The sequence below is a fragment of the Streptomyces sp. NPDC057877 genome (genome assembly GCF_042796855.1).
Taxonomy (GTDB): domain Bacteria; phylum Actinomycetota; class Actinomycetes; order Streptomycetales; family Streptomycetaceae; genus Streptomyces.
This window is the reverse complement of record NZ_JBHVMS010000002.1, coordinates 784,540-809,304: the sequence shown is the minus strand read 5'-3', so window position 1 is coordinate 809,304 and position 24,765 is coordinate 784,540. Positions and strand designations below refer to the sequence as shown.

The window sequence follows — 24,765 nt, the reverse complement described above, 5'->3', positions numbered from 1 at the left end:
GGATCACCGCGGCCGTGTAGGCGTGGGCGGTGCCGACGCGGAGAGGGCGTCCCCGCCGAGTGGTGTAGCCGATCAAGCTGACGGAATCCGCAGGCCGCGGCCCGAACGACGGACGCGGGAGGCCCTTTGAGGCTCGCCGGGCCGAGACCAGCGGCGCTCCCACGACGGCCAGCAGCGGCACCTGCCGGAGACCTCCGAAGCGGAGGCGACGCACCATGGCTGCACCACGACGGCGGGCACGACCGACGGAGAAGCCGAAGCCAGTTGCGAGTTGTGGGCTACGGGCTACGGGCTACGGGCTACAGGCTACGGGCTACGGGCTACGGGCTACGGGCTACGGGCTACGGGCTACGGGCTACGGGCTACGGGCTACGGGCTACGGGCGAGTGTCGTGCCTACACCGAAACACCTCGGTGCCTGCAGACAGAACGGGCAAGGCGCGGCGAAGAAGTACAGCAGCCGCGTCACCGGCGTATGTCAGCCCTTAATCCCCACGCTGACGGAATAGCCTTTCCTGTCGCGCCACGAGGCGCCTGTCTGCAGGAATCGGTTATTTATCTCATGCGAGATCGAGGCGCACACCGCAGGATATTCCATGCTTTCAACGGAAACACCGTAGAAATGGAGAAGCGATATCGCGAACTCCACAAGAGGGTACGGCTCGGGGAATACGAGGAAGCCTGACACTTTTTCGACTCGAACATTTCCGAACACCTGCTGCACCATCGTCGGAAGGTTTCCGGAGTCAACATCCGGTCGGGCACTCGCGGGGACCTCGACTCCATGTGATTTCACGGTCCGTGCGATGAGATCGCTCAGCAGTGGAGCCTGCGAAGCGTCGTTGATCACGGCAACGAACACCCCGGATCGCTTGAGGACCCGATGGCACTCCCGAAGGGCATCGGGGACCCTCTGGATGTGGTCCAACATATGCCGGGCAAAGACGAAGTCGAACTCACCGTCCTGGAACGGAAGGCGGTAGATGTCACCGCGCACGGCCGGGATCCCGCGAGTGGCCACACTTGCCACAGCGGCCTCCGATATGTCGAGCCCGAGAACTCGTCCAGTCACGTGCGGATGCGAGAGCCGGGCGAGGAAGGTGCCCGTTCCACAGCCGACGTCCAGCACCGACGCGTCTTCCCCCACTGGGACGAATGAAAGGGTGGTCTTCTCGATGTCGTCGGGTGGTTCGCTGTAGAGCAGGTGGACGCGCTGCCGCACGGCAAGGCGATCCATGGTCTTGTACTCCCCGGACTTCATCGTCACCCCCATGATCGGACCCTCAGGTGGTTGCGGAGAATCTGATGACCGATTCGGTCCCGTCCAGGGATTCACCTGTGTTGTCGATGCCGAGCAGTCTGAGTCGGCAGTCGTGGAGAAGACGCTCCAACTGTGCACTGTTCTCCAGGAACAGGATTCCCTCGTTGCTCTCGGAGGTCAATCGGTGATCACCGAAGCGAATACATAAAACCGCCTGCGAGTTGGCATCAGCCATGCGGTTCCTGGCGAAACTCAACGCCGAGCGGAGTGCACGGATGGTGGAAGAGGTGGCGGCGGTCGGCAGGTAGACCAGATCAGCACCGCCGCGAGTCGCCGGGCAAGCCGATTCCGTTCGTTCAGGAAAATCCGACCTGACCAGGTTCGGCCGCGGTACCGGCACCAGGCCAACCGCAGCCTCCGCTTCACCCGTGAACCAGAGAATCCTCGACTCGGTATTCGCGGGAAGCAACCGGAGAACCGCCTCCACCGTGGACCGCTGCGGACGCCATGCGGTAGTGACCGCCGGGCTCACCTCCTGCTGCACGAAGTAGCCGTTCTCCAGTGTCCGCGACCACGCTCTTGCCCAGACTCCACCGTTCTGTACGGCGACGATGTCACGTTGACTGAGAGTTCTTCGACTCGTCCGAGCGACCGTCAGGTACAGTGCTCGATCAGTTCGGAGGGCGTTCGCAACGGCCGGGTCCTGCAGAAGCCCAACGAATTGGACACCATGGGTGTACTTGAGCTTTGCCTGGATATCCACTTCGTCGGTCGACCGGAACGCTCGGTCCAGACCAAGCCGCAGAATGCTGCTTGCCATGGCTGTCGTGTCATCCGCGTGGTCGGCGACGCGGAGGTCGTCGAAGACCGACAGCGCCTGGACACTCAGGCCGATGTCGGGCTGAGGACCGTTCGGGGTGGGGACCGTGAGGAGCCCGTCACGCGAGACATCCCCCTCCACTACGGCCAGCGCGATCCTCTGGCATGTCGCGATGATCTGTTCATGCATGTACCGCTGAGCCAGTCCAAGCGATCTGCGCCCCAGTTGGAGAGAGGTGACCTGCTTGGCACTGAAAAGGAAGCTCGACTGGGCCAGTGCCGACATATTCCCGTAAGCTCCGAAGCGGGCGCAGGCGGAGTGCGTTGAAGTCCCTGCGGACGCCGCCGATACCCGCTTCTCCACCTCCTGGGCCATTTCGTCGACGGTGGTCGCCAGAGTGTTCTGTAGATCTTCCGAGAGATGCGGACCCAGAATCCGGTCCTCGTTCGTCAAGAACTCATACAGGGCCCATGCCCCGGCCATCATCCCGAATGTTCCCGATGTGTCGAGTCGCCAGTGACCCAGATGTTCCACCAGGTACTTGGCACTGCGCACGACCTCAGGATAGGGACGCGTCTCACCGAATCCGCGCTGTAACCTCAGCAGGGTGGCCAGAGTGATGGCCGTGTGCCGTATACGCACCTCCGTGGGAGCAGTGCGGGTCTGGATGGTGGCGCCGACTGCACCTCCACTCGACGTGCGCTCTCTCAGGAAGTTGGTGCCAGCCCACAGTGATTCCTGCAGGGCAGTGCGCAGACGCTCCGTGCTGCCGTCGCTCGTCGAGACAAGTCCGTTGAGCGCAGCGCAAGTGACATCGATGCCTCCGTGGAGACGCATGGGTGGTCTGGCGGGGGCCTGCATCTCCGAGGCGCTTGCGTATGCCGTCATCCAGCGGGCAAGGGATCGGGCCCAGCCCCCACTCGGCAACTGCTCCGACAACAGTCCCAGCAGGACCTTGTCGGCCACGGCGTCAGCGTCCGTCCATTCGTCGCCCCTCGTGGACCGTACGGGCGCGACCACCACGGGAGGAGCCGTCTCCTCGACGCGACGCACGAGGAAGCGTCGCACCTGAGCGTAGGTGACATCGGAACTGTCGGAGAATTTGCAGACGGTGCGGTGGTCAGCGTCCACCGGAATGGCTGTGGATCCGGGAAGATGAGGATCTCCCGAAGACTCACCCACCACCCGCAACCCCTTGGTGTCTTGGGTTTCGTAAAAACTCAGATGGGCAAGTCCTCTGCGCGCTGCGTAGTTTCGGTACCAGTCGTCCAGCTCGCGGAGATACGCCTGATCAGTGGCCAGTTCCCTGACCAGCGGCGTCGACCGCACGGCCTTCAGGTAGCTCAGCAGGGTGGCGAGTCCGGATCCTGTATGAGGGGTTGAGAAGAAGACGACCCCCGCGAGGTGGTCGGCGAAACCCGAAAACTGATCGCCCATGGTGTCGCTGTGCCTGACGATCTGCTTGATCACCAGTCCGCCGAGGCTGTGACCGACAAGAATGAACGGCCGACTGCCGATGTCGTGTCCGTCTCGAAGGGCGGCGAGAACACTGGTGGCCCGGTCCCGTATGGGCATGCTCTCCCCTTGCCACCGGGTGACCGCGGCCGGGTAGTTCACGCACCATACGGCGAATCGGGAATCGTTTTGCGCGAGCCAGACAGGCCAGGACAACTGCGCGCCTTTTGGCCCTTTGGATGTCCATGTCCCGTGCCAATCGCCGCCGAGACCATGAAGCAGCACAACATCTAACGAAGTGGATTGACTGTCTCCGACGCGACGAACTTCAACCAAGATCCACTCCAAGGGGAAGCCTGATTCATCGTAGCAAGGACATGGCGCGACCGGTGTCGCCTCGTAACACAGGCTCAGAGCATGGTCGGTCAAAGACGTGCTCACCCGCGGGCGGGAAGTGCGGATCCCGGTCGCCGAGCTGGCCGTCGAGTTCCGGCGACCAGGTCGCTTCGCTGCGTCGGTGTCAGCGAGGCCTTTCAGTCTGCCACTGATCGGGGGCTGAGGCAGTCGTCCGCAACGGCCAAGGCTCCCTGTTGAGAGAGGTGTCCGGTGTCTCAACTGGCTGGCGCGAAGGACTTGTTGCTCACAGGTCCCCCCGCACCGCCACCAGAACCGCGCTGTCCCCGAACCGCCACACCGGCACCACCTGACTGAACCCCGCCCCCCGCAGCAACCGCGCATGACGTTCCACCGAGAGCTGGTCCCCGCCCCCGCCGTCGTAGGCCCTCAGGCGCTGCTCGCGTTCGGTGAACAGGTCGGCGAGTTCGGGGTCCTGGGACGCCGCGGTCCACCAGGAACGCCAGTCCTCGTGGGCGTGGCCGCCGGTTCGCTCGGCGTGGCGGTGGCCCACGTGGGCGGTGATGGCCGCGCAGGGCGCCGCGTCCGGGGGGAAGTGGTCGCCGTTGACGAGGACGCCGCCGGGACGCAGGAGGGTCGCGAGGGCGTGGTAGGTGCGTTGGAGGACCGGCTCGGGGAGGTAGTGCAGGGCCGTCGTCGACACGGCGGCGTCCAGGGGGCGGCGCAGGCCGAGGGCGTCGGTCCAGCCGTCGGCGCCGATCACGGTGTCGACGTAGCGGGCGGCGTTGGCGTGGTGGGTGCGGCCCAGCTCCAGGAGCAGGGGGTCCATGTCGACGGCGACGATCTCCGCGTGCGGCAGGCGCGCGGCGAGTCTGGCGGCCAGGGAGCCCGGGCCGCAGCCCAGGTCGAGCAGGAGGGGCCGGGCGCGTCCCGCCGTGCCGTGCTCGACGACATCGGCGATCACGGTGAACCTCTCCTCGCGGTCGACCGCGTACCGCTGCTGCTGCCGCTCCCAGCGCTCCACCCACGTCCTGGCCGCCGCCATGCTCAGGCCCATCTGGTCGCGCCACCTCTTTCGTCTCTCACCTTGTCGGGACGCGTCCGAATCTACAGGTGGAAACGGTTATCACTTGCCCTGTGGTGAGGCTGCGTCACACGAGCGAGGTCAGTACGGCCGAGAGACGGTCGATCTCCTCCACCGTGTTGTACACGTGCAGACTCACCCGCACCGATCCGTCCCGCTCGTCCGCGCCCGCCTGGCAGAGGCTGTCGGCGCGCACCATGAAGCCGTGGCTGTAGAGGATGAACCCGAGGTCGTCGGAGGGGATCTCGCGGTGCCGGAAGGTGACGATGCCGTGGCGGCGCTGGGCCGGGGGCAGCGGCGCGTCCGCGGCGAGGCTCGTCGGGCAGCCCAGGATCTCGTACGGGGCGAGGTGGCGCAGCCGGTCGGTGAGCCGGGTGGTGAGAGCGGTCGTCCAGCGCGCGATGCGGTCGGGGCCGACCGCGTCGAGCCAGTCCAGCGCGGCACCCAGGGACACGATGCCGACCGTGTTGGGCGTGCCCTGCCAGCCGGTCGGCTCGAACGCGGGCCCGCGGGCGTTGCGCGCCCAGACCGCTCCCGTGCCGGGCAGGGCCATCGCCTTGTGGCCCGAGAAGACCACGAAGTCCACGTCCAGGTCCGGGTCGTCGAGGCGGACCGGCTGGTGGCCCACGCTCTGCGCCGCGTCCAGGCAGATCGGTACGTCCGGTCCGACCGCGGCGCGGATGCGGTGCACGTTCATGTCGCCGCCGTAGACGTGGTGGACGTGGGTGGCGGCCACGAAACGGGTCCGGGGGCCGATGACGTCGCCCAGGGCGCGGTGGTCGTAGTCGCCCGAGGACGGCTGGTACGGCAGTGCGCGCACCCTGACGCTGGTGCCGCGCTCGGCCAGCAGGCGCTGGGCCTCCTGCCAGGGGTCGAGGTTGGCCCGGTGGTCGGTGAAGGGTACGAGGATCTCGTCGCCGTCGCGGAGGAGGGGGACGAGCCAGTCGCGGGCGACGGCGCGCAGGCCCTCGGTGGTGCCGCCGGTGAAGTGGACGGTGGAGCGGGCGGGTTCGGGGTCGTGGAGGAACTCCCTGACCCGCTGCCGGACCGCCTCGACCAGCTCCGTGGTGCGGTTGGCCCAGGGGTAGGTGCCGCGGCCCGCGTTGGCGTTGGTGGTGGTGAGGTAGGTCTGTACGGCGTCCAGGACGGCGCGCGGCTTCTGGGCGGTCGCCGCGCTGTCGAGGTAGGCCAGCTCCGGGTGGGCGGTGAGGATCGGGAACTGGTCCCGTAGCTCGCCCCGCCCGAGCGCTCCTTCACTCACGTCGGTCCCCGGCCGGGTGCTCATTCACGCACCAGCGGGGCGCCCGCGTCCCGCCAGCCGACGATGCCGCCCGCCAGGCTGCGCACGTCGGGGTGTCCCATCCGGGTCAGCAGGGCGGCGTAGCGCAGTGACTTCTCGCCGACGGGGCAGGCCAGCAGGACCGGGGTGCGCTTGCTGAAGGGGAGTCCGCCGCGGAGCAGTTCCTCGAAGAGTTCGTCGACGATGTTGACCGAGCCCTCGATGTGCAGGGCGGCGTAGGCGTGCGGGCTGCGCAGGTCGACGACGAGGGGGCGGGGATCGCCCGTGGTGGTCCAGCGGCGGGCGTCGTCGGCGCCGATGACGCGGGCCCCGGCGCGCGCCTCGGCGTCGGTGAGGGCCGTGGTGGTGGGCGTTCGGCCGGTCCGGCCGAGGAGTTCGGGGCGGCGGGCGCGGACATAGCTCAGATAGCTCTCGGCCCGGTCGCAGACGATGAACACGGCGGTCTGGCGGCGCCCGGAGTCCGCCAGGTCCGCGTCGACGGCCCGCAGGTGGCGGACGGCCCCGTGGTAGGCGGCGCCGCCCGTCGGGCCCGACAGCAGTCCGCAGCGGCGGATGAGGGTGATCATCCCGTCGATGGCCTCGCCGGAGGTCACCGGCGCGATGGTGTCGTAGGTCGCCGGGTCGAACAGGCCCACCTGGTGGACCTCGTCGAGGGTGCGGATGCCCGGGATGAAGTCCGACTTGTCGGCGACCAGGCCGACGACGCGCGTCTGGGGGTCGTGCTCGCGCAGCACGCGGGCGACCCCGGTCGACGAACCGGCCGTGCCCACACAGGCGATGAACCAGTCCGGGGCCCGTCCGTCGAGGTCCTTGAGGATCTCGGGCCCGGTGCCCACCGCGTGCGCCTCGACGTTGCGCGGGTTGAAGTACTGGTCGGTGTGCAGATGGGTGCTGTCGGGCCGGGTCAGCGCCCGGTGGAAGTGGGTGAGCGGATCGTCGGTGTCGGTCGGGTCGAGGCACTCGCTGCGGCCCGGCAGCTCCTCGATCTCGGCGCCGAGAAGCAGCAGCAGGTCCTTGATCTCGGGTACGCGCATCCGGTTGGTGACGCTCTTGAACGTCCGCCCGTGCAGCCCGGCCAGCAGGGCGAGGGCCTTGGCGGTGTTGCCGCTGGACAGTTCCACGACCGTCCCGTCACCTCCGGCCTCCAGATGCGGGCGGGCCATGTGCCAGGCGGGGCGGTCCTTGACGGACCCGAACGGGTTGAGCATCTCCAGCTTCGCGTAGAGGTCGATGCCGCGCAGCCCGTGCACGGCGGGGTCGATGCGCACCAGCGGTGTGTTGCCGATGGCCTCGGTGATGCTGTCGTACCTCATGCGGGCGTTCCCCCCGGGTGAGTGATCGGCCAGTACTCCTCGTCCAGGCACCAGCGCCAGGATCCGCCCTCCCTCTCCACGGCCACCGTCCGCGCGACCGGCTGCCGCTGCGCGTGGTGGGCGTGGAAGTCCATCGCGTAACCGGCGGTGTTGACGAAGGCCAGCAGATCTCCCGTGCGGGGCAGCCGGGGCAGGAAGACCATGCGGCGGGTGATCAGATCGGCCTCCAGGCAGAGGTTCCCGGCGAGGAAGACACCGACCGGTCCTTCCTCGCCGTCCCCCGGTGCGTCAGGCGGCGGCAGAGGGTCCGCTGCGGCGCGCGGCAGCAGGACGGGGTCCACGAGGACGCCGTGCTGCTCCAGGGTCATGTCCCCGGAGTTCATGCCGAGGCGCACGAGGTGGCCCTCGTCCGTGGGCCGTACGTCCAGGACCCGGGCCAGGGACAGCCCGCACTGGTCGGCCAGGGCGCGGCCGGGTTCTATGTGCAGGTCGTGGAGGTGCTCCAGGAGGAGGGTGGCGGGCGGGCGGCCCAGGACCGGGGCGGGTGTGGCGAGGAGTTCGTCGAGGTAGCCGGGGCCCGCGGTGGGCCGGTGGCCGGGGTAGAGCGCGGCGGTCCCGCGCACGGTGCCGCCCTCGTTGCGCAGGCCGTAGCCGTGGCCGCGCCAGGTCAGGGGCGGGCGGGAGCCGAGCACCGCCTCGCTGAGCGCGGTGGTCCAGCGCTCCCACTCCCCCGCGTCGGCGACGTATCCGACCCCGAACCCGCCACCGATGTCGACGGCTCGCGGGCTCAGCCCCCGGCCCCGGCACTCGTCCATGAACAGCACGCACCGCTCGAGCGCACGGACCTTCTCCTCCACTCCGGTGGTGTCCAGGTGATAGGCGACACCGGCCAGTTCTACGGCGTCCAGGTGCCGTTCCACGGTGGACAGCAGCGCCTCGGCGTCCCGCAGCGGGGTGCCGAAGCGGCTGCGGCGGGAGAGCAGCCGGGTGCCCGCGCCGCCGTGGGCGTCGGCGGACTCGAACCCGGACAGGCGGGCCAGCACCTGGACCCGGCCGAGCCCGTACTTGCGTACCAGCAGGGCCAGTTGGTCCAGCTCGCCGGGCGAGTCGAGGTTGACGGTCGCTCCGACGCGGGCGGCCAGCCACAGGAACTCCGGGTCCTTGGGGCCGGTGGCCATGATGCGGTCCCCGGTGAAGCCGCTGCCCAGGGCGTGCCGCAGCTCCTCCAGGGAGGCGACGTCGACGCCGACGGCGGCCGGGTCCTCCACGGCGAGGCGGCGCAGCAGGGCGGCGGAGCGGTTGGCCTTGTGCGCGAAGTACACCCGCCCGGCGAGGTGGTGGCGGCGGTAGACGGCGCGGAAGCGTGCCGCGTTCTCGGCGGCGGTGCCGGGGAGCAGCACGTTGAGAGGTGATCCGAGCGCGTCGACCAGGGAGTGCAGAAAGGGTGCGGCGCCCAGCAGTTCGGCGAGCGGCGGATCCACTCGCGGCCTCAGGTACAAGGGCACGTCCACCGAGGCCCCCTCCCCGCGTCGGCCGACCGTCGCGCGACAACCGTTTCGAAGGTAGTCGTTTCCCGGTACACGCGCCGCTAAGCCTCAGCGGGCGGTGACCGACGACGGCGCGGCCGAGCGTGGCGGGATCAGGAGTGGGGCACGAGCAGGTAGGCGCGTGCCGGAGCGCGCTTGTCGGCGGGGCAGTTGAAGTCGCAGGTGGTGCCGAGGATCGTGCCGTCGTCACTGATCGCCCGCGCGCTGCTGAGCAGGACGTCGGCGGGCAGGCCGGTCACCCGGGTGTTGAGGTCGGTCATCCTGCCCTGTTCCCAGAGGAACGCCCGCGCCGGTGTGGTGCTGGTGAGGCCGGAGAGGCCGACGACCTGGCCGCTGTCGTTGACGCCGTAGGCGTGGCTGGAGTTCTGCTTCCCCCCGAGGGCGCCGAGGTCGCGCATCGTGCCCTGGTCCCACAGGAAGGCGTGCAGGCGTTCCTGGGCGGTCGGGGAGACGCCGACGACCTGGCCGAGGTCGTTGATGTCATGTGCCTGGGTCGCCTCGCCGTTGCCGCCGAGGGTGCCGAGGTCGCGCATCGCGCCGTTCTCCCAGAGGAACCCGTGCGGCGGCGCGCCGGAGGCGGGCATCGCGGAACCGACCACCTGGCCGCGCTCGTTGACGGCGTGGGCGACGCTCTCCCGGTCGGCGGCGTCCGGCGTGCCGGGGTCCAGCGCGCCCAGGTCGCGGAGGGTGCCGTTCTCCCACAGCGTGGCGCGATCGGGTGCCGTGACGGTCGCGGCGCGGTAGCCGACGACCTGCCCGGCGGTGTTGATGTCGTTGGCGCTGCTCACGCTGCCGGGGCCGTGTCCGGTCCCCAGGTCGGTCATCGTGCCGTTGCGGTAGACGAAGGCGTGGGAGGGCTCCGTGGAGGTGACGGATGTGTGCCCGACCACGTCCCCGGCGTCGTTGATGCCGTTGGCCGAACTGCCCGCGAACGGGTCCGGGTCGATCGGGGCCAGGTCCCGCAGCATCCCGTTGCTCCAGAGGTAGCCGTGCCGGGCGGGTCCGGTGGTGGTGGAGTGGCCCACGGCCTGGCGGGCGTTGTTGAGGCCGACGCCTACGCTGATGGCCACGCCGTAGCGGTTGGTGCCGAGGACGCCGAGATCGACGTAGGAGTAGGTCGTCGCGGTTTCGGTCGCTTGTGCCGGGGTGGTCAGGGCGAGGGCGGGTGCGGCCGTGACGAGGGTCAGCAGGAGGCGTGTCGAGGTGCGTGCGTGAAATCCCTTTCGCATGGGTTCACCCTGGTGCGGAACGCTCGGCGCCGGAAGATCATGAGTCCTTACGAGATCCTTACCGCCGTGCCCGGGTGGGGAGGAGCGGCCGGATCAGGGACGCACGTCGACGTAGTCGCCGGTGGCCTTGGCCGTGCCGGTGGTGTGGGTGCCGGTGAAGCGCCACCGCCAGTAGCCGTCCTTGACCGCCCTGTCCGTGGTGCGAACCCGGCCGTGGGCGCGCTCGTCGGCTTCGCCGCGCTGGGCGAGCAGCTCACGCTCCGCCAGCTGCTCGCCCTGGCGCTGATCGTGGTCGCGGGGGCCTGGGCGGTGCGCCAGCAGTCGAAGGAGTCCCCTCACCGACGTGCGCGGTGAGGGTGTCCCCGGCGTTCGCGCTCCGGGCCGGTCGGCGTCACCGTGGAGCCGGTGTCCACGGTGACGGGACCGCGCGTACGGGGCTCAGCGCTTGCGGCCCACTCCGCAGTACGCGTCCACCGCGAGCGAGGGGTTGGCCGAATCGCCGGGCTCGGGGCGCCAGGCGGGGACCTGGACGACGCCGGGCTCGACGAGGTCGAGGGCCTCGAAGAACCCGGCGATCTCGTCGACGCTGCGGACGTAGTACGGGACGGCGCCGCTGGAGTTGTAGGCCTCGGACGCGGCGATCATGCCCTCGCTGGTGGCGGTGCTGTCGCTGATCACGAGGTGGCTGCCGGACGGGAGGCCCGCCAGCAGCTGGTCGACCAGGCCGCGGGCGCGGTCGTAGTCGGCGACGTGGCCGAGGGTGTTGAGGATCATCAGGCCGACCGGCTGGCTGAGGTCCAGCGTGCCCGCGGCGGCCTCCAGGACGGAGTCCGGGTCGTACAGGTCGGCGTCGAGGTAGGCGGTCTTGCCCTCCGGTGTGCTGGTCAGCAGGGCGTTGGCGTGGGCCAGGACGATGGGGTCGTTGTCGACGTAGACGATCCGGGCGTCCGGGGCGACCCGCTGGGCGACCTGGTGGGTGTTGTCGGCGGTCGGCAGGCCGGTGCCGATGTCCAGGAACTGGCGCAGGCCGACCTCGCCCGCGAGGTGGCGCACGGCACGGCCGAGGAAGGCCCGGCTGGCCACCGCCACGTCGACCAGACCGGGGAAGATCTCCTTGATCTGTTCGCCGATCTCGCGGTCGACCTCGTAGTTGTCCTTGCCGCCGACGAAGTAGTTCCAGAAGCGGGCCGAGTGCGGCTTGGACGTGTCGATGCGGGCGCGTATGTCCGCGGCAGCGATGATCTGGGGGTTGGAGTCCGACACGGCAAGCGCCTCCCACGGCTCAGCGTCAGTGATCAGGGTCAACCTAAGCCAAGTTGCCGGGGGCACGGGTCCGTTGCCGGACAACCCGTGCCCGTACCGCATGTTTTCAGCCACTCGCCGTCCGGTGTTCTCGTGCGCTACGCCACCTCGATTCCCGTCAGTTCGCCGGTGGGACGGGCGAACTGGGTGCGGTACAGCTCGGCGTAACGGCCTTCCTCGGCCAACAGTTCCTCGTGGGTGCCGCGTTCGACGATCCGGCCGGATTCCAGGACGAGGATGAGGTCCGCGGCGCGGACGGTGGACAGCCGGTGGGCGATGACGAGGGCGGTACGGCCCCTCAGGGCCTCGGTGAGGGCCTCCTGGACGGCCGCCTCCGAGGTGTTGTCGAGGTGGGCGGTGGCCTCGTCGAGGATGACGACGCGCTGGCGGGCGAGGAGCAGCCGGGCGATGGTCAGGCGCTGGCGTTCGCCGCCGGAGAAGCGGTAGCCGCGTTCGCCGACGACCGTGTCCAGGCCGTCGGGCAGGGCGCGCACGAGGTCGTCCAGGCGGGCCCGGCGCAAAACGTCCCACAGGTCGTCCTCGGTGGCGTCGGGCCGGGCGAGGAGCAGGTTCGCGCGGACGGTGTCGTGGAAGAGGTGGCCGTCCTGGGTGACCATGCCGACCGTGCCGCGCAGGGACTCGGCGCTCAGGTCGCGCACGTCGACGCCGCCGACGCGGACGGCGCCCGCGTCCACGTCGTACAGCCGTGGCAGCAGTTGCGCGATGGTGGACTTGCCCGCGCCGGAGGAGCCGACGAGGGCGACGGTCCGGCCGGGTTCGGCGCGGAAGGAGACGCCGTGCAGGACCTCGGTGCCGCCCCTGGTGTCGAGGGAGGCGACCTCTTCGAGGGAGGCGAGGGAGACCTTGTCGGCGGACGGGTAGCCGAAGCTGACGTCGTCGAACTCGACCGCCACGGGGCCCTCGGGGATCTGCCGGGCGTCCGGGCTCTCCTTGATGAGCGGTTCCAGGTCGAGCACCTCGAAGACGCGCTCGAAGCTGACGAGGGCGCTCATCACCTCCACGCGCGCCCCGGCGAGCGCGGTCAGCGGGGCGTACAGCCGGGTCAGCAGCAGCGCGAGGGAGACCACGGCGCCCGCCTCCAGGGTGCCGCGCAGGGCGAACCAGCCGCCGAGTCCGTAGACCAGGGCCAGCGCGAGCGCGGAGACCAGGGTGAGGGCGGTGATGAACGCGGACTGCGCGGTCGCCGTGCGCACCCCGATCTCGGCGACCCGGCGGGCGCGGGCGGCGAACTCCCCGGACTCCTCCTCGGGCCGCCCGAACAGCTTGACCAGGGTGGCGCCGGGCGCCGAGAAGCGCTCGGTCATCCGGGTGCCCATCGCCGCGTTGAGCGTGGCGGCCTCCCGCTGCATCCGGGCCATCCGGCGGCCCACCCACCGGGCCGGAATGACGAACACGGGCAGCAGGACCAGCGCGAGCAGGGTGATCTGCCAGGACAGGGTGAGCATCACGGCGAGGGTGAGCAGCAGCGTGACGAGGTTGCTGACCACCCCGGACAGGGTGTTGCTGAAGGCGCGCTGGGCGCCGATGACGTCGTTGTTGAGTCGGCTGACGAGCGCCCCCGTGCGGGTGCGGGTGAAGAACGCGACCGGCATCCGCTGGACGTGGTCGAACACGGCCGTCCGCAGATCGAGGATGAGCCCCTCGCCGAGCCGCGCGGACAGCCGCCGCCCGAGGATGCCGAGGGCCGCCTCGGCGACGGCGATGGCCGCGATCAGCAGGGCGAGGCGTACGACGGTGGCGGCCTCGCCGTGCGACACGATCACGTCGACGACGCTTCCGGCCAGCACCGGGGTGGCGACGGCGAGCAGCGCGGTGGCCACCCCGAGCAGCACGAACAGGGCGATACGGCGGCGGTGCGGGCGCGCGAACCCGGCGATCCGGCGGAGGGTGGCGCGGTCGAAGGGGCGGCGTTCCCGCTCGGCGTTCATGACGCTGTACAGCTGCGTCCAGGCGGTGGTCTCCATGCTCATGCCGAGCAACCTACGACCTCGACCAAGCTTGAGGTCAAGGCCGTACCAGTCCCGCAAGCCCATACCGCTCCCGACCCGTAAGCCCACGGCCCCGTGCCCGCAACCCGGGGGTCAGGCGGCGCGGAAACGCTCCTCGGCTGTGACAGCGCTACGACTCACCCGGCCGCCCCGGCCCTCGCGGGAACTGCTCCGACGGCTCCCCGTACGCCGGATCCTCGGCCTGCTGCCGCTCGCCCTGGTCGCGGTGGTCGCCGTACGCCATCGCTCCGTACTCGCCGAGGGCTTCGCGCAGTTGGGGACGGCGCGGTGGCCGTGGCTGCTGGCCGCGGTCTGCGCGACCTGTCTGACCTGGGTCGCCGCCGCCGTCACCCGGCAGGGCGCGCTCGTCGAGCGGCTGCCCGCGCTCCGGCTGCTGGCCACGCAGTTCGCGGCGGGCGCGGCCAACCATCTGCTGCCGACGGGGCTGGGCGCCGGGGCGGTCAACCTGCGGTTCATGACGGTGTGCGGGGTGCCGCTGGCCCGCTCGTCGGCGGCGCTCGCGCTGTATCTGCTGGCCGAGTCGGTGGCCCGGGTCGGCCTGCTGCTGGGTCTGCTGCTCGCCTTCCCGGGCGCGCTGAGCGTGGGCGAGCTGCTGCCCGAGGGGACGTTCGGACCGCTGCTGGCGGCGGTGACCGGCGCGCTCGCCGTCACGGCCGTGGTGCTGCTGCTGATCCGCCGGGTGCGGACCGCCGTGACGTCGTTCCTGCGCACCGCGCTGAGCGAGGCCCGCTCGGTGCACACCCTGCCCTCCCGCGCGCTGCTGCTGTGGGGCGGCTCGCTGGCCTTTCCCACGCTCCAGGCGGCCGGACTGGTCGCCGTGGGGTTGTCGCTGGGCCTCGATCTGCCGGTCACCCACATGATCGTGGCGTATCTCGCCGCCACGGTGGCCGTCGCGCTGATACCGACCCCGGGCGGCCTGGGCTCGGTGGAGGCCGCGCTGATCGTGGCCCTGGTCGCGGCGGGCGCGCCGGTGACCGTGGCGACGGCCGTGGTCCTCGCCTACCGGGTCATCACCGTGTGGCTGCCGCTGCTGCCGGGGGCGCTGACGCTGGGGGCGCTGGTGCGGCTGAAGGTGATCTGAGGGGCCCGGACATCACCAGGCGACGGGCTTGCCGTCGCGGAAGAAGCCGCCCGTCGGGCCGTCGTCGGGCAGGGTGGCCGCCCAGACCACCCCGGCGGCGCCCTCGGGCACGGGACGGCCGCCGCCGCCCATGTCGGTGGCGGTCCAGCCGGGGCAGACGGAGTTGACGAGGACGCGGTGGCGGCGCAGTTCGCCGGAGAGCAGGCGGGTGAGCGCGTTCAGGGCGGCCTTGGAGACGCTGTACGCGGGCGTGCCACCGCTCATCCAGTGCAGGGCCCCGGCCTCGCTGCTGACGTTGACCACCCGCGGGTGCGGGCTGCTGCGCAGCAGCGGCAGCAGGGCCTGGGTGACCCGCCAGGCACCGAACAGGTTGGTGTCCAGGGCGCGTTGCACCTCGTCCAGGTCGGCGGAGCGGGCCTGCGCCCAGGTGTCGTACATGATCGCGGCGTTGTTCACCAGCACGTCGGCGCGGCCCAGCTCGCGGGTGACCCGGTCGGCCATGGCGGCCACGCTGGCGTCGTCGGCGACGTCGAGCTGGACGGCGGTGACGCGGGTGCCGCGCGGGTCGATCCGGGCGGCTGCCGCCTCGCCCTTGGCCAGGTCGCGGGAGCCGAGGACGACGTGGTGGTCACGCCGTGCGAGCTGCCGGGCGACCTCCAGGCCGATGCCGCGGTTGGCGCCGGTCACCACCGCGACGGGCAACTCCTGTGCGCGGTCGCCGGGTTGCACTGCCATGTCGGGCTCCTTGGCTCGGGACATGATCGTTCACCGTCTGCGGCCAGGGTCGCACGGCTCGGGGCCGCGCACCGGCCGCCGGGCGCGTTCCCGCTGTTCTGTGGGAAGTCCGGCGGGCGGCGGGGGGTGACCGGCTGGTACGAACAGACCTGCTGGATACGGCAGGATGAGCGGTTGCGCCGGTAGCGGGCTCCGGTCGGGCTCCCTCGGATCGCCATCGGGCCCCCTACGGCGCACACCCCCGGAAATCCCGCAGTATCGAGCAGGTGACGACGTGACGAGACTTCACATCCGGCCGTCGGCGAACGACTTCGCCGCAAGCTGTGCGCCCGGAGGTGCCCGGTGAACCGAGCGGTCACCATGCATGACCTGGTCGTCGCCGGGATCGCGCTGGCGGCGGGCCTGCTGGCGGCGTTCCTGGCGCGGACGCTGATGCGCTGGCTGGCCAGACACGCCAAGCGCACCCGCTGGGAGGGCGACGACGTCCTCGTGGGCGCCCTGCGCACGCTGCTGCCGTGGGCGGCGATCGCGGGCGGGGCGGCGTCCGCGGCGGCGGTGCTGCCGCTGACCAGGACCGTCCAGCACCACACCAACCAGGTGCTGACCGTGCTGCTGATCTTCGTCGCTACGGTGACGGCGGCCCGGATCGTCGCCGGTCTGGTGCAGACGGTGACGCAGTCCCGCTCCGGGGTCGCCGGGTCCGTGACGATCTTCGTCAACATCACCCGCATCCTGGTGCTGGCCATCGGCTTCCTGGTCGTCCTGCAGACCCTCGGCGTCTCCATAGCGCCGATGCTGACCGCCCTCGGCGTCGGCGGTCTCGCGGTCGCGCTGGCCCTTCAGGACACGCTCGCCAACCTCTTCGCGGGCATCCACATCCTGGCGTCCAAGACCGTGCAGCCCGGTGACTACATCCGGCTGAGCAGTGGGGAGGAGGGCTACGTCGAGGACATCAACTGGCGGCAGACCACCGTCCGCAACCTCTCCAACAACCTGGTCGTGATCCCCAACGGGCAGCTCGCCAAGACGAACATGACCAACTACATGCGTCCCGAGCAGCAGCTGACCATCCTGGTGCAGGTCGGGGTCGGCTACGACAGCGACCTGGAGCAGGTGGAGCGGGTGACCACCGAGGTCGTCACCGAGGTCATGACCGAGATCACCGGCGCGGTGCCGGACCACGAGCCCGCGATCCGCTTCCACACCTTCGGTGACTCCCGGATCGGGTTCACGGTGATCCTGGGCGTCGGTGAGTTCAGCGACCAGTACCGGATCAAGCACGAGTTCATCAAGCGCCTCCACAAGCGCTTCCGCCAGGAGGGCATCCGCATCCCGGCCCCCACCCGCACGGTGGCCCTCCACCAGGACGGCTCGGGCCTGCCCCAGGTCCTCCAGGCACAGGAGACGCTGATCCCGCACCAGCGGGAGGAACGGGTGCCGCGGCAGTAGCCCACCATCGAACCCGGCGCCGGCCGGTCCCCACCCGCCGCTTCGGCACCGGGCACCCCTGCTCGTCGCCGGGATCCCGGACGACGGCTCGACGGCCGGGGCCCGGCCGCCTGGTCGGGGTGCGACGCCCCGGCCCCGGCCCCGGGCCGCCCGGCCAGGGGCGCGGGGAACTGCGCGACCAGCCACACGGCCACCCGCGCCCGCACCACGCACACAAGCCCCGAGCACCCCAGAACTCCCCACGCCCCAAGATCCCGGCACCCCGTGCCAGCCCCATGCCCCGGGATCCCCCGGCACGAGATATCTTGATGTCGAGCAATGTTGCAGACGTGGAGCGGAGCACCCGGTGACTGACTCGACCATCATCTATACGCACACTGACGAGGCCCCGGCCCTGGCGACGTATTCCTTCCTGCCGGTGGTCCAGGCGTACGCCTCGCAGGCGGGTGTCGCCGTGACGACGCGGGACATCTCGCTGGCCGGCCGCATCATCGCGGTGTTCCCGGAGTACCTCACCGAGGACCAGCGCATCCCGGACGCCCTCGGCGAGCTGGGCGAGCTGGCCAAGACGCCCGCCGCCAACATCATCAAGCTGCCGAACATCTCGGCGTCCATCCCGCAGCTCAAGGCCGCCGTCGCCGAGCTGCAGGCCCAGGGCTACGCGCTGCCGAACTACCCGGACGAGCCGAAGACCGACGAGGAGCGCGACATCCGCGCCCGCTACGACAAGGTCAAGGGCTCCGCGGTGAACCCGGTGCTGCGCGAGGGCAACTCCGACCGCCGCGCCCCCGCCTCGGTGAAGAACTACGCCAAGACCCACCCGCACCGCATGGGCGCCTGGTCCCCCGAGTCCAGGACCAACGTCGTCACCATGGGCGAGAACGACTTCCGCTCCACCGAGAAGTCCGTGGTCGTCGACGCGGACGGCACCCTCCGCATCGAGCTGGTCGGCGCCGACGGCACCACCACCGTCCTGCGCGAGTCCGTCCCCGTGCTCGCCGGTGAGGTCGTCGACGCCTCCGTGATGCGGGTCGCCAAGCTGCGCGAGTTCCTCACCACGCAGGTCGCGCAGGCCAAGGCCGAGGACATCCTGTTCTCCGTGCACCTGAAGGCCACGATGATGAAGGTCTCCGACCCGATCATCTTCGGCCACGTGGTACGCGCCTTCTTCCCGAAGACCTTCGAGCGCTACGGCGCCGCCCTCGCCGCCGCCGGACTGAGCCCGAACGACGGTCTGGGCGGCATCCTCAAGGGCCTGGACGCCCTGCCCGAGGGCGCCGGGATCAAGGCGTCCTTCGAGGCCGAGATCGCCGAGGGCCCGGCGCTGGCGATGGTCGACTCCGACAAGGGCATCACCAACCTGCACGTCCCCTCGGACGTCATCATCGACGCCTCCATGCCCGCCATGATCCGCACCTCCGGCCACATGTGGGGCCCGGACGGCCAGGAGCACGACGCCCTCGCGGTCATCCCGGACTCCAGCTACGCCGGTGTCTACCAGGCCGTCATCGAGGACTGCCGCGCCAACGGCGCCTACGACCCGTCGACGATGGGCTCCGTCCCGAACGTCGGCCTGATGGCGCAGAAGGCCGAGGAGTACGGCTCCCACGACAAGACCTTCGAGATCCCGGCCGCGGGCACCGTCCGCCTGGTCGACGCCGCGGGCAACGTCGTGATCGAGCAGCCCGTCGAGGCCGGTGACATCTTCCGCGCCTGCCAGACCAAGGACGCCCCGATCAAGGACTGGGTCAAGCTGGCCGTCACCCGCGCCCGCGCCACCGGCGACCCGGCGGTGTTCTGGCTGGACGCCACCCGCGCCCACGACGCCAACCTGATCGCCAAGGTCGAGCAATACCTGCCGGAGCACGACACCGAGGGCCTGGACATCCGGATCCTCAACCCCGTCGAGGCCACCAAGCTGTCCGTGGAGCGCATCCGCCGCGGCGAGAACACCATCTCCGTCACCGGCAACGTGCTGCGCGACTACCTCACCGACCTCTTCCCCATCATGGAACTGGGCACCAGCGCCAAGATGCTGTCGGTGGTCCCGCTGATGGCGGGCGGCGGCCTGTTCGAGACGGGCGCGGGCGGCTCCGCCCCGAAGCACGTCCAGCAGCTGGTCAAGGAGAACTACCTGCGCTGGGACTCCCTCGGTGAGTTCTTCGCCCTGGTGCCGTCCCTCGAGCAGTACGCCGAGGCCACCGGCAACACCCGCGCCAAGGTCCTCGCCGACGCCCTCGACCGCGCCACGGCGACCTTCCTCAACGAGGACAAGTCCCCGACCCGTCGCGTCGGCGGCATCGACAACCGCGGCAGCCACTTCTACCTGTCCCTGTACTGGGCGCAGGAGCTGGCCCGGCAGACCGACGACGCGGAGCTGGCCAAGGCCTTCGCCCCGCTCGCCGAGACGCTCGCCGCCAACGAGCAGAAGATCGTCCAGGAGCTGCTCGCCGTCCAGGGCAAGCCCGCCGACATCGGCGGCTACTACCAGCCCGACCCGGCCAAGGCCGCCGCGGTGATGCGGCCGTCGGCCACCTGGAACGAGGCCCTCGCGTCCCTGAGCTGACGCCCGGCCCGCACCAGCCCTCCGCCCCGACCGGCGTACCCCTCCGGCCGGGGCGGAGCCGTACCGGCCGCCGGTCCGCTCACCAGTCCCGGGGCGCGACCAGCTCCTCCAGGTCCGCGTCGGTGAAGCCGTAGGCATCGGCGATGAACCCGAACTCCTCGGCTATCCCGTCCCGGGCCACGGTCTCGATCTCGCTGCCCGCCGCGATGAACTCGGCGTCCAGGTCGTTGAACGCACGCGTCGCCGCGTGCGTCAGCGCGTACAGGGCGGCGAGGTCGGCGGGCCGCTCCGTCTCGATGCGCTCGCACAGCCGCAGCAGGACGGCCGCGCCCCGGTCCAGCACCTGGTCGGGGTAGTAGTCGTCCTCGTACAGGACCCGGAGGAAGCGGTGTCCGGCCACCTGTTCGTTGCTGATCGGCATGATGCCCCCGTGCTCGCGTGTGATCCGACACCCCGATCCTGCCGCACCCCACTGACAACGCCCCCCGGAGCCGCCCCGTGCCCCCCGTGCCTTCCGTGTCCCCCACCTTCTCGCTGCTGCCCGGCGCCGCCGAGTCGTCGCTGATCCTGCATGTGCCGCACTCCTCGCGGGACATCTCACCTCAGGCCCGCGCGGGCATCGTGCTCGGGGACACGGAGCTGGAGCGGGAGCTGGACCACATCACCGACGCGCACACCGCCGAGATCGCGGCCCGCGCGGCCACCGCGGCCCGGGTCACGCCCTGGCGGTTCGTGAACCGGCTGTCGCGGCTGGTCGTCGACCCGGAGCGGTTCCCGGACGAGCGGGAGGAGATGCTCGCCGTCGGCATGGGCGCCGTATACACGCGGACCACGCACAAGGACGTGCTGCGGCCGGACGGCTTCGACGCCGGGCCGCTCGTCGAGCGGTACTTCCGGCCCTACGCGCGGGCCATGTCGGAGGCGGTCGCGGAGCGGCTCGCGGCGACCGGGCGGGCCGTGATCATCGACGTGCACTCCTATCCGACCGCCCCGCTGCCCTACGAGCTGCACGGCGAGGGCCCGCGCCCGCCGGTCTGCCTGGGCACCGACGCCTTCCACACGCCGCCGGAGCTGCTCGCCGCGGCCCGGGAGGCGTTCGCGGAGTGCGGGGAGGTGGGGCTGGACAGCCCGTTCGCGGGGACGTACGTACCGCTGGGGTTCTACGGGGCCGACGCGCGCGTGTCGGCCCTGATGGTGGAGATCCGCCGGGATGTGTACATGACCGAACCCGGCGGGGCCGCCCAACCCGACGGGCTCACCCGGCTGGGGGCGGCGCTGGCGCGGCTGGTGGACGCGGTGGGCTGAGCCCGGCTGGAGCACTCCCGCGCGACAGGCGGGTGGGACGCGGTGAGGGTGGGGGCATGACGACCGAGGAGACCAGCACGCTGACCGGCCAGGCCCCTCCCCCGGTGCGGGACTGGCCCACGCCCGACCTGGAGGGGACGGAGTTCGACCCGGTCCTCGCCGAGCTGATGCGCGAGGGCCCGCTGACCCGGATCCGGCTGCCGTACGGCGAGGGCTGGGCCTGGCTGGCCACCCGCTACGACGACGTGAAGCTGATCACCAACGATCCGCGGTTCGGCCGGGCCGAGGTGCCGGACCGTCAGGTGACCCGGATGGCCCCGCACTTCAAGCCCCGGCCGGGTTCGCTCGCCTTCGCCGACCAGCCCGACCACAACCGGCTGCGCAAGCCGGTCGCGGGCGCCTTCACGGTGGCGGCGGTGAGGAGGCTGCGGCCCCGGGCACAGACGATGCTGGACGAGCTGGTGGACGGTGTCGTACGGGACGGGCCGCCCGCCGATCTGGTCGAGCGGGTCCTGGAGCCGTTCCCGATCGCCGTGGTCAGCGAGGTGATGGGGGTGCCCGCCGACGAGCGGGAGAAGGTGCACTCCTGGACCCGGCAGATCATCTCCACCTCCGGTGGCGCGGAGGCCGCCGGGCGGGCCAAGGACGGCATGTACGCCTGGATCACCGAGACGGTCCGGGCCCGCCGCGACAGCACCGGCACCGATGTGTACGCGCTGCTCGGCGCCGCGGTCGGGCGGGGCGAGATGAGCGAGGAGGAAGCGGTCGGGCTCGCCGGGCCGCTCCAGATCGGCGGCGAGGCCGTCACCCACAACTGCGGCCAGATGCTGTACCTGCTGCTCACCCGCCCGGAGTTGCTGGCACGGATGCGGGAGCGCCCGGCGGACCGGGGCCCCCTGATCGACGAGCTGCTGCGCTACATCCCGCACCGCAGCTCGGTGGGCCTGGCCCGGATCGCCCTGGAGGACGTCGACCTGCACGGCCTGCGCATCCGGGCGGGCGAGCCGGTGTACGTCTCCTACCTCGCCGCCAACCGCGACCCGGAGGTGTTCCCCGACCCCGACCGCGTCGACCCGGACCGGGCCTCCTGCCCCCATCTGGCGTTCGGCAACGGGCCGCACTACTGCACCGGCGCCGTACTGGCCCGGATGCAGACCGAACTCCTCCTCGACACCCTCCTCGACCGGTTGCCGGGACTGCGGCTCGCGGTGCCCGCGGAGGAGGTCACCTGGCGGCGCAGGACGATGATCCGCGGCCCCCAGACCCTGCCCTGCGCCTGGTGACCTGCTCCCCGCCCGCAGATCGTGACCCGCGGTGGTCAGCCCCCGTCCGGCGATCAGGCCCGTAGCCACTCCGTGACGACCACCTCCGCGCCGGTGCGCAGTCGCAGCGCGAAGGGCCCGGCGGGCGGGATGTCGCTGGTGAAGCGGCCCATGTCGTCGGCGGTGAGGGCGGGCGGCGCCGCCACCCGGGCGCCGCCGAGCACCTCGATGCGGGCGGGCTGCGGCGGCAGCACCTGGCCCATCAGGCCCTCGGAGGTCACCTCCACGTCCACGGTCAGCTCACCGGTGCGGAAGGTCAGCATCCGCGGCGGGTCGGTCACCCCCCGTACCGGGATCGCGTCGACGAGCGAGTCGAAGGTCAGCTCGGCGAGCCGGGCGTCGAGGTCGTGCAGGGTGTACGCCTCGACGGCGGTCCGCCGCAGCTCGGGCGGTACCGGGTCGAGGATGGCGGCGGCGCGGCGCAACTCCTCCTCCAGCAGACCGGCGCCGAACTCCTCCTCGTCGAATCCGTGGTCGTTGTGGCGGTTCACAGCACTCCCCGTGCGTCGAGTCGGGCCCGCAGGCGGCGCAGACAGCGCTGCCGCAGCGGACCGATGCTGCCTACGGCGATGCCCAGTGCGGCGGACACCTCCTGGTAGCTGGGCGGCGGCGAGGACATCAGCACCCGCAGCAACTGACGGCAGCGTTCGCCGAGTTCCTCGAACTCCTGCCACATCCGCCGGATCCGCTCGGACTGGGCGGCCGCCTCCTCCGAGTCGAGCAGCGACTGCTCCGGCGTCCGGTCCTCGCTGACCCGGTCGAGCAGCTGCGGATCGTCCGTCGGCGTCAGCCGCCGCGAACTCCTGATCACCTTCAGGCTCTCGTGCCGCGCGGTGCTCGCCAGCCAGGATCCGGTCTTCTCCGGTTCCCGGATCCGCCCCAGGTGCTGGGCGAAACGGAACCAGACGGTCTGATAGACCTCGTGCGCGTCGGCGTCCGAGAGCCGGTGCGCTCGCACCACCGACCACACCAGGGGGCTGAGCCCCTCCACCAGCGCTTTCCAGGCCGCCGCGTCACCATCGACGGCGGACTGGACGAGCGCGCCGACATCTGCACGGTCCACGGCCCCACCCCTCGAGTACGGCAAGTCATCGTACGCCGTGGCGGGGCATGCTTCGGACCTCATACCGGCCTCATACGGAGGGAGCGAGCGCCTCGACGGACACCGAGCTCCAGGTCGGGGGCCTGAGCGCCGGTACGTGCGCCCCCTGCACCTGCGCGAAGTCGGTGACCTGCGCGAGCAGTTGACGGGCGGCGGCCCGCGGGTCGCGCTGACCGCTGGTGGCCATCAGCTCGGCGACCAGCCCGGCCACCACAGGCGTCGCGAAGGACGTGCCGCTCCACTGCGCCAGACCCTCGAACATCACCTGGTCGGGCTTGGCCGCCGCGGCCTCGTCGCTCAGCACCCCGGAGTGGCCGGGCTCCTGGCAGGTGCAGGCGTAGCCGAAGCCGTAGCGGCAGGCGTCGTAGGTGGAGTGCTGGTAGACGTACGGGACCGGGGTGTCGAAGCCGGTGAGGGCGCTGGTGAGGCGCTCGCCCGGGGCGAAGACCTTCACCCAGGGTCCGTGGTTGGTGAAGCAGGCGCCGTACTCGCCGTCGCTGCGCAGCGCGCCGACGGAGAGCACGCTGTCGGCGTGGTCGGGGTGGGTGGCATAGGCGGCGGGCCAGAAGGGCGTGGCGCTGCCGTTGTTGCCCGCGGCGGCGACCAGCAGGGTGCGCTGCTCGCGCAGTTCCGCCATGAAGGCGTCCATGCCGAGCAGTCCGTCCAGGCCGCCGTTGGTGGTGCCCGCGGAGAGGCTGATGATGTCGGGCCAGCCGTGCCGGTCGACGCTCTCGAAGAGCGCGCCGCCGAACTCGGACTCCAGCATGGCGCCGACGTCGCTGAGGGTGCCCAGCACGGTGACGTCGGTGTTGGGCGCGACGGCGGTGACGACCCCGGCGATGAACGTGCCGTGGCCGACGTACTGCTTGAGCATGCCGTTGCCGTCGGTCTCCTGGACCGCCATGTCCCCGGTGACATGGGCCAGCGGGGCCCAGGAGTGGTAGTCGTGCAGCAGGCCGGTGTCGATGACGAGCACGCCGACCGCGCTCTCGGGGTCGTACGCCGGGCCCGGGGCGGGCGCCGGGTTGGTGCCGTCCGCGCGCGGGGCGGGCACCGGCTCGTCGCCGGGGCAGGCGTTGACCGGCGCGATGTGGATGACGTGGTTGCGACTGACCAGGCGCCGCCGGGCCCGGCCCTCGCGCTCGCGTACGGCCCGCAGCGCGTGCGCCACCATCGGGTCGCCCTGGGCGCCGCCCTGGCCGGGGTCGCCGACCTGGATACGGGTGACGCCGGTGCGGTTGGTCCGCGGGCTGACCCGGCGCACCTGCTCCGGGTCGAGATCCGGGGCCTCGGTGAAGAACGTCCGCACGGTGTCCTCGACCAGCCGGGCGTCCTCGCCGTCCCGGACCAGCACGACGCCCTTCTCGTAGAGGAACTGGGCGGAGTCGTCGGGCCCCATCGCCAGGGGGACATCGGGCATCGAGCGCTGGATGTGGTCGAACTGCTCGCGGAATCGCTGTGGTGCCATGGGTGTCCTCCCACTGAGGCGGCGGTCGTCTATCAGAGCCGGG

Annotated in this window: 20 protein-coding genes; 5 read left to right on the top strand and 15 right to left on the bottom strand. The window is 71.0% G+C overall.

Translation table 11 applies throughout. The annotated features are described in order from the left end of the window. Positions 1-477 precede the first annotated feature (477 nt). The 10 genes from ACFVQG_RS07510 to ACFVQG_RS07465 form a co-directional block, all read right to left on the bottom strand. Entirely contained in the window at positions 478-1,272 is a 795-nt protein-coding gene (locus tag ACFVQG_RS07510; protein WP_383377865.1) for a class I SAM-dependent methyltransferase, read from the bottom strand. 10 nt (positions 1,273-1,282) lie between these two features. Then, positions 1,283-3,655 (bottom strand): esterase/lipase family protein, encoded by a 2,373-nt coding sequence (locus ACFVQG_RS07505; RefSeq protein ID WP_383377863.1) that lies wholly within the window; start codon positions 3,653-3,655, stop codon positions 1,283-1,285. Positions 3,656-4,175: 520 nt separating this feature from the next. Further along, a complete protein-coding gene (locus tag ACFVQG_RS07500) occupies positions 4,176-4,946 on the bottom strand; it encodes a class I SAM-dependent methyltransferase (RefSeq protein ID WP_383377861.1) in 771 nt (256 codons plus the stop codon). Between the two features lie 94 nt (positions 4,947-5,040). Next, a complete protein-coding gene (locus ACFVQG_RS07495; RefSeq protein ID WP_383377859.1) occupies positions 5,041-6,234 on the bottom strand; it encodes an aminotransferase class V-fold PLP-dependent enzyme in 1,194 nt (397 codons plus the stop codon). A gap of 20 nt (positions 6,235-6,254) precedes the next feature. Further along, on the bottom strand, positions 6,255-7,586 hold the full coding sequence (locus ACFVQG_RS07490) for a pyridoxal-phosphate dependent enzyme (protein ID WP_383377857.1): 1,332 nt from the start codon (positions 7,584-7,586) through the stop codon (positions 6,255-6,257). Further along, positions 7,583-9,097 (bottom strand): Y4yA family PLP-dependent enzyme, encoded by a 1,515-nt coding sequence (locus ACFVQG_RS07485; RefSeq protein WP_383377855.1) that lies wholly within the window; start codon positions 9,095-9,097, stop codon positions 7,583-7,585. The genes ACFVQG_RS07490 and ACFVQG_RS07485 overlap by 4 nt, the downstream gene beginning before the upstream one ends. 128 nt (positions 9,098-9,225) lie before the next feature. Continuing rightward, the gene (locus ACFVQG_RS07480; RefSeq protein WP_383377853.1) at positions 9,226-10,362 is read right to left on the bottom strand and encodes a hypothetical protein; all 1,137 of its coding nucleotides are present in this window, start codon (positions 10,360-10,362) and stop codon (positions 9,226-9,228) included. 93 nt (positions 10,363-10,455) lie between these two features. Continuing rightward, a complete protein-coding gene (locus ACFVQG_RS07475) occupies positions 10,456-10,701 on the bottom strand; it encodes a hypothetical protein (protein ID WP_383377852.1) in 246 nt (81 codons plus the stop codon). Between the two features lie 99 nt (positions 10,702-10,800). Then, a complete protein-coding gene (locus tag ACFVQG_RS07470; protein ID WP_383377850.1) occupies positions 10,801-11,625 on the bottom strand; it encodes an SAM-dependent methyltransferase in 825 nt (274 codons plus the stop codon). Between the two features lie 137 nt (positions 11,626-11,762). Then, a complete protein-coding gene (locus ACFVQG_RS07465; protein WP_383377993.1) occupies positions 11,763-13,649 on the bottom strand; it encodes an ABC transporter ATP-binding protein in 1,887 nt (628 codons plus the stop codon). A gap of 145 nt (positions 13,650-13,794) precedes the next feature. On the opposite strand from ACFVQG_RS07465, the gene ACFVQG_RS07460 reads away from it, so the two are divergent. Then, complete coding sequence (locus ACFVQG_RS07460; RefSeq protein ID WP_383377848.1) at positions 13,795-14,775, top strand: YbhN family protein; 981 nt, start codon at positions 13,795-13,797, stop codon at positions 14,773-14,775. 12 nt (positions 14,776-14,787) lie between these two features. Here the strand turns inward: ACFVQG_RS07460 and ACFVQG_RS07455 are convergent, their stop codons facing one another. Then, a complete protein-coding gene (locus ACFVQG_RS07455) occupies positions 14,788-15,510 on the bottom strand; it encodes an SDR family oxidoreductase (protein ID WP_383377847.1) in 723 nt (240 codons plus the stop codon). A 342-nt stretch (positions 15,511-15,852) separates the two neighbouring features. On the opposite strand from ACFVQG_RS07455, the gene ACFVQG_RS07450 reads away from it, so the two are divergent. After that, positions 15,853-16,959 carry a mechanosensitive ion channel family protein gene (locus tag ACFVQG_RS07450; RefSeq protein ID WP_383377845.1) on the top strand — a complete coding sequence of 369 codons (1,107 nt, stop codon included), beginning with the start codon at positions 15,853-15,855 and terminating at the stop codon, positions 16,957-16,959. Between the two features lie 346 nt (positions 16,960-17,305). Further along, complete coding sequence (locus ACFVQG_RS07445) at positions 17,306-19,525, top strand: NADP-dependent isocitrate dehydrogenase (protein WP_383377843.1); 2,220 nt, start codon at positions 17,306-17,308, stop codon at positions 19,523-19,525. A gap of 79 nt (positions 19,526-19,604) precedes the next feature. On the opposite strand, the gene ACFVQG_RS07440 is transcribed toward ACFVQG_RS07445, so the two are convergent. Continuing rightward, on the bottom strand, positions 19,605-19,946 hold the full coding sequence (locus tag ACFVQG_RS07440; RefSeq protein WP_383377841.1) for a DUF5713 family protein: 342 nt from the start codon (positions 19,944-19,946) through the stop codon (positions 19,605-19,607). Between the two features lie 86 nt (positions 19,947-20,032). On the opposite strand from ACFVQG_RS07440, the gene ACFVQG_RS07435 reads away from it, so the two are divergent. Then, complete coding sequence (locus ACFVQG_RS07435; RefSeq protein WP_383377839.1) at positions 20,033-20,830, top strand: N-formylglutamate amidohydrolase; 798 nt, start codon at positions 20,033-20,035, stop codon at positions 20,828-20,830. 56 nt (positions 20,831-20,886) lie between these two features. Further along, positions 20,887-22,113: a cytochrome P450 gene (locus ACFVQG_RS07430; protein ID WP_383377837.1), complete on the top strand. Its 1,227-nt coding sequence runs from the start codon at positions 20,887-20,889 to the stop codon at positions 22,111-22,113. Positions 22,114-22,166: 53 nt separating this feature from the next. Here the strand turns inward: ACFVQG_RS07430 and ACFVQG_RS07425 are convergent, their stop codons facing one another. Genes ACFVQG_RS07425 through ACFVQG_RS07415 form a run of 3 tightly spaced genes read right to left on the bottom strand, consistent with a single transcriptional unit; the run spans position 22,167 to position 24,722 of the window. Then, entirely contained in the window at positions 22,167-22,643 is a 477-nt protein-coding gene (locus ACFVQG_RS07425) for a hypothetical protein (RefSeq protein ID WP_383377835.1), read from the bottom strand. Beyond that, entirely contained in the window at positions 22,640-23,278 is a 639-nt protein-coding gene (locus ACFVQG_RS07420) for an RNA polymerase sigma factor (RefSeq protein WP_383377834.1), read from the bottom strand. Before ACFVQG_RS07420 ends, ACFVQG_RS07425 begins: the two co-directional genes overlap by 4 nt. 7 nt (positions 23,279-23,285) lie before the next feature. Then, the gene (locus tag ACFVQG_RS07415; RefSeq protein ID WP_383377832.1) at positions 23,286-24,722 is read right to left on the bottom strand and encodes a S8/S53 family peptidase; all 1,437 of its coding nucleotides are present in this window, start codon (positions 24,720-24,722) and stop codon (positions 23,286-23,288) included. Positions 24,723-24,765 lie beyond the last annotated feature (43 nt).

Excerpts from the sequence above, each read along its gene's own strand:
- ACFVQG_RS07510 (WP_383377865.1), bottom strand. The coding sequence starts at position 1,272 with ATGGGGGTGACGATGAAGTCCGGGGAGTACAAGACCATGGATCGCCTT.
- ACFVQG_RS07420 (WP_383377834.1), bottom strand. The coding sequence starts at position 23,278 with ATGAGGTCCGAAGCATGCCCCGCCACGGCGTACGATGACTTGCCGTAC.
- ACFVQG_RS07455 (WP_383377847.1), bottom strand. The coding sequence starts at position 15,510 with ATGGCAGTGCAACCCGGCGACCGCGCACAGGAGTTGCCCGTCGCGGTG.
- ACFVQG_RS07505 (WP_383377863.1), bottom strand. The coding sequence starts at position 3,655 with ATGCCCATACGGGACCGGGCCACCAGTGTTCTCGCCGCCCTTCGAGAC.
- ACFVQG_RS07480 (WP_383377853.1), bottom strand. The coding sequence starts at position 10,362 with ATGCGAAAGGGATTTCACGCACGCACCTCGACACGCCTCCTGCTGACC.
- ACFVQG_RS07430 (WP_383377837.1), top strand. The coding sequence starts at position 20,887 with ATGACGACCGAGGAGACCAGCACGCTGACCGGCCAGGCCCCTCCCCCG.
- ACFVQG_RS07465 (WP_383377993.1), bottom strand. The coding sequence starts at position 13,649 with ATGGAGACCACCGCCTGGACGCAGCTGTACAGCGTCATGAACGCCGAG.
- ACFVQG_RS07500 (WP_383377861.1), bottom strand. The coding sequence starts at position 4,946 with ATGGGCCTGAGCATGGCGGCGGCCAGGACGTGGGTGGAGCGCTGGGAG.
- ACFVQG_RS07415 (WP_383377832.1), bottom strand. The coding sequence starts at position 24,722 with ATGGCACCACAGCGATTCCGCGAGCAGTTCGACCACATCCAGCGCTCG.
- ACFVQG_RS07440 (WP_383377841.1), bottom strand. The coding sequence starts at position 19,946 with ATGCCGATCAGCAACGAACAGGTGGCCGGACACCGCTTCCTCCGGGTC.
- ACFVQG_RS07490 (WP_383377857.1), bottom strand. The coding sequence starts at position 7,586 with ATGAGGTACGACAGCATCACCGAGGCCATCGGCAACACACCGCTGGTG.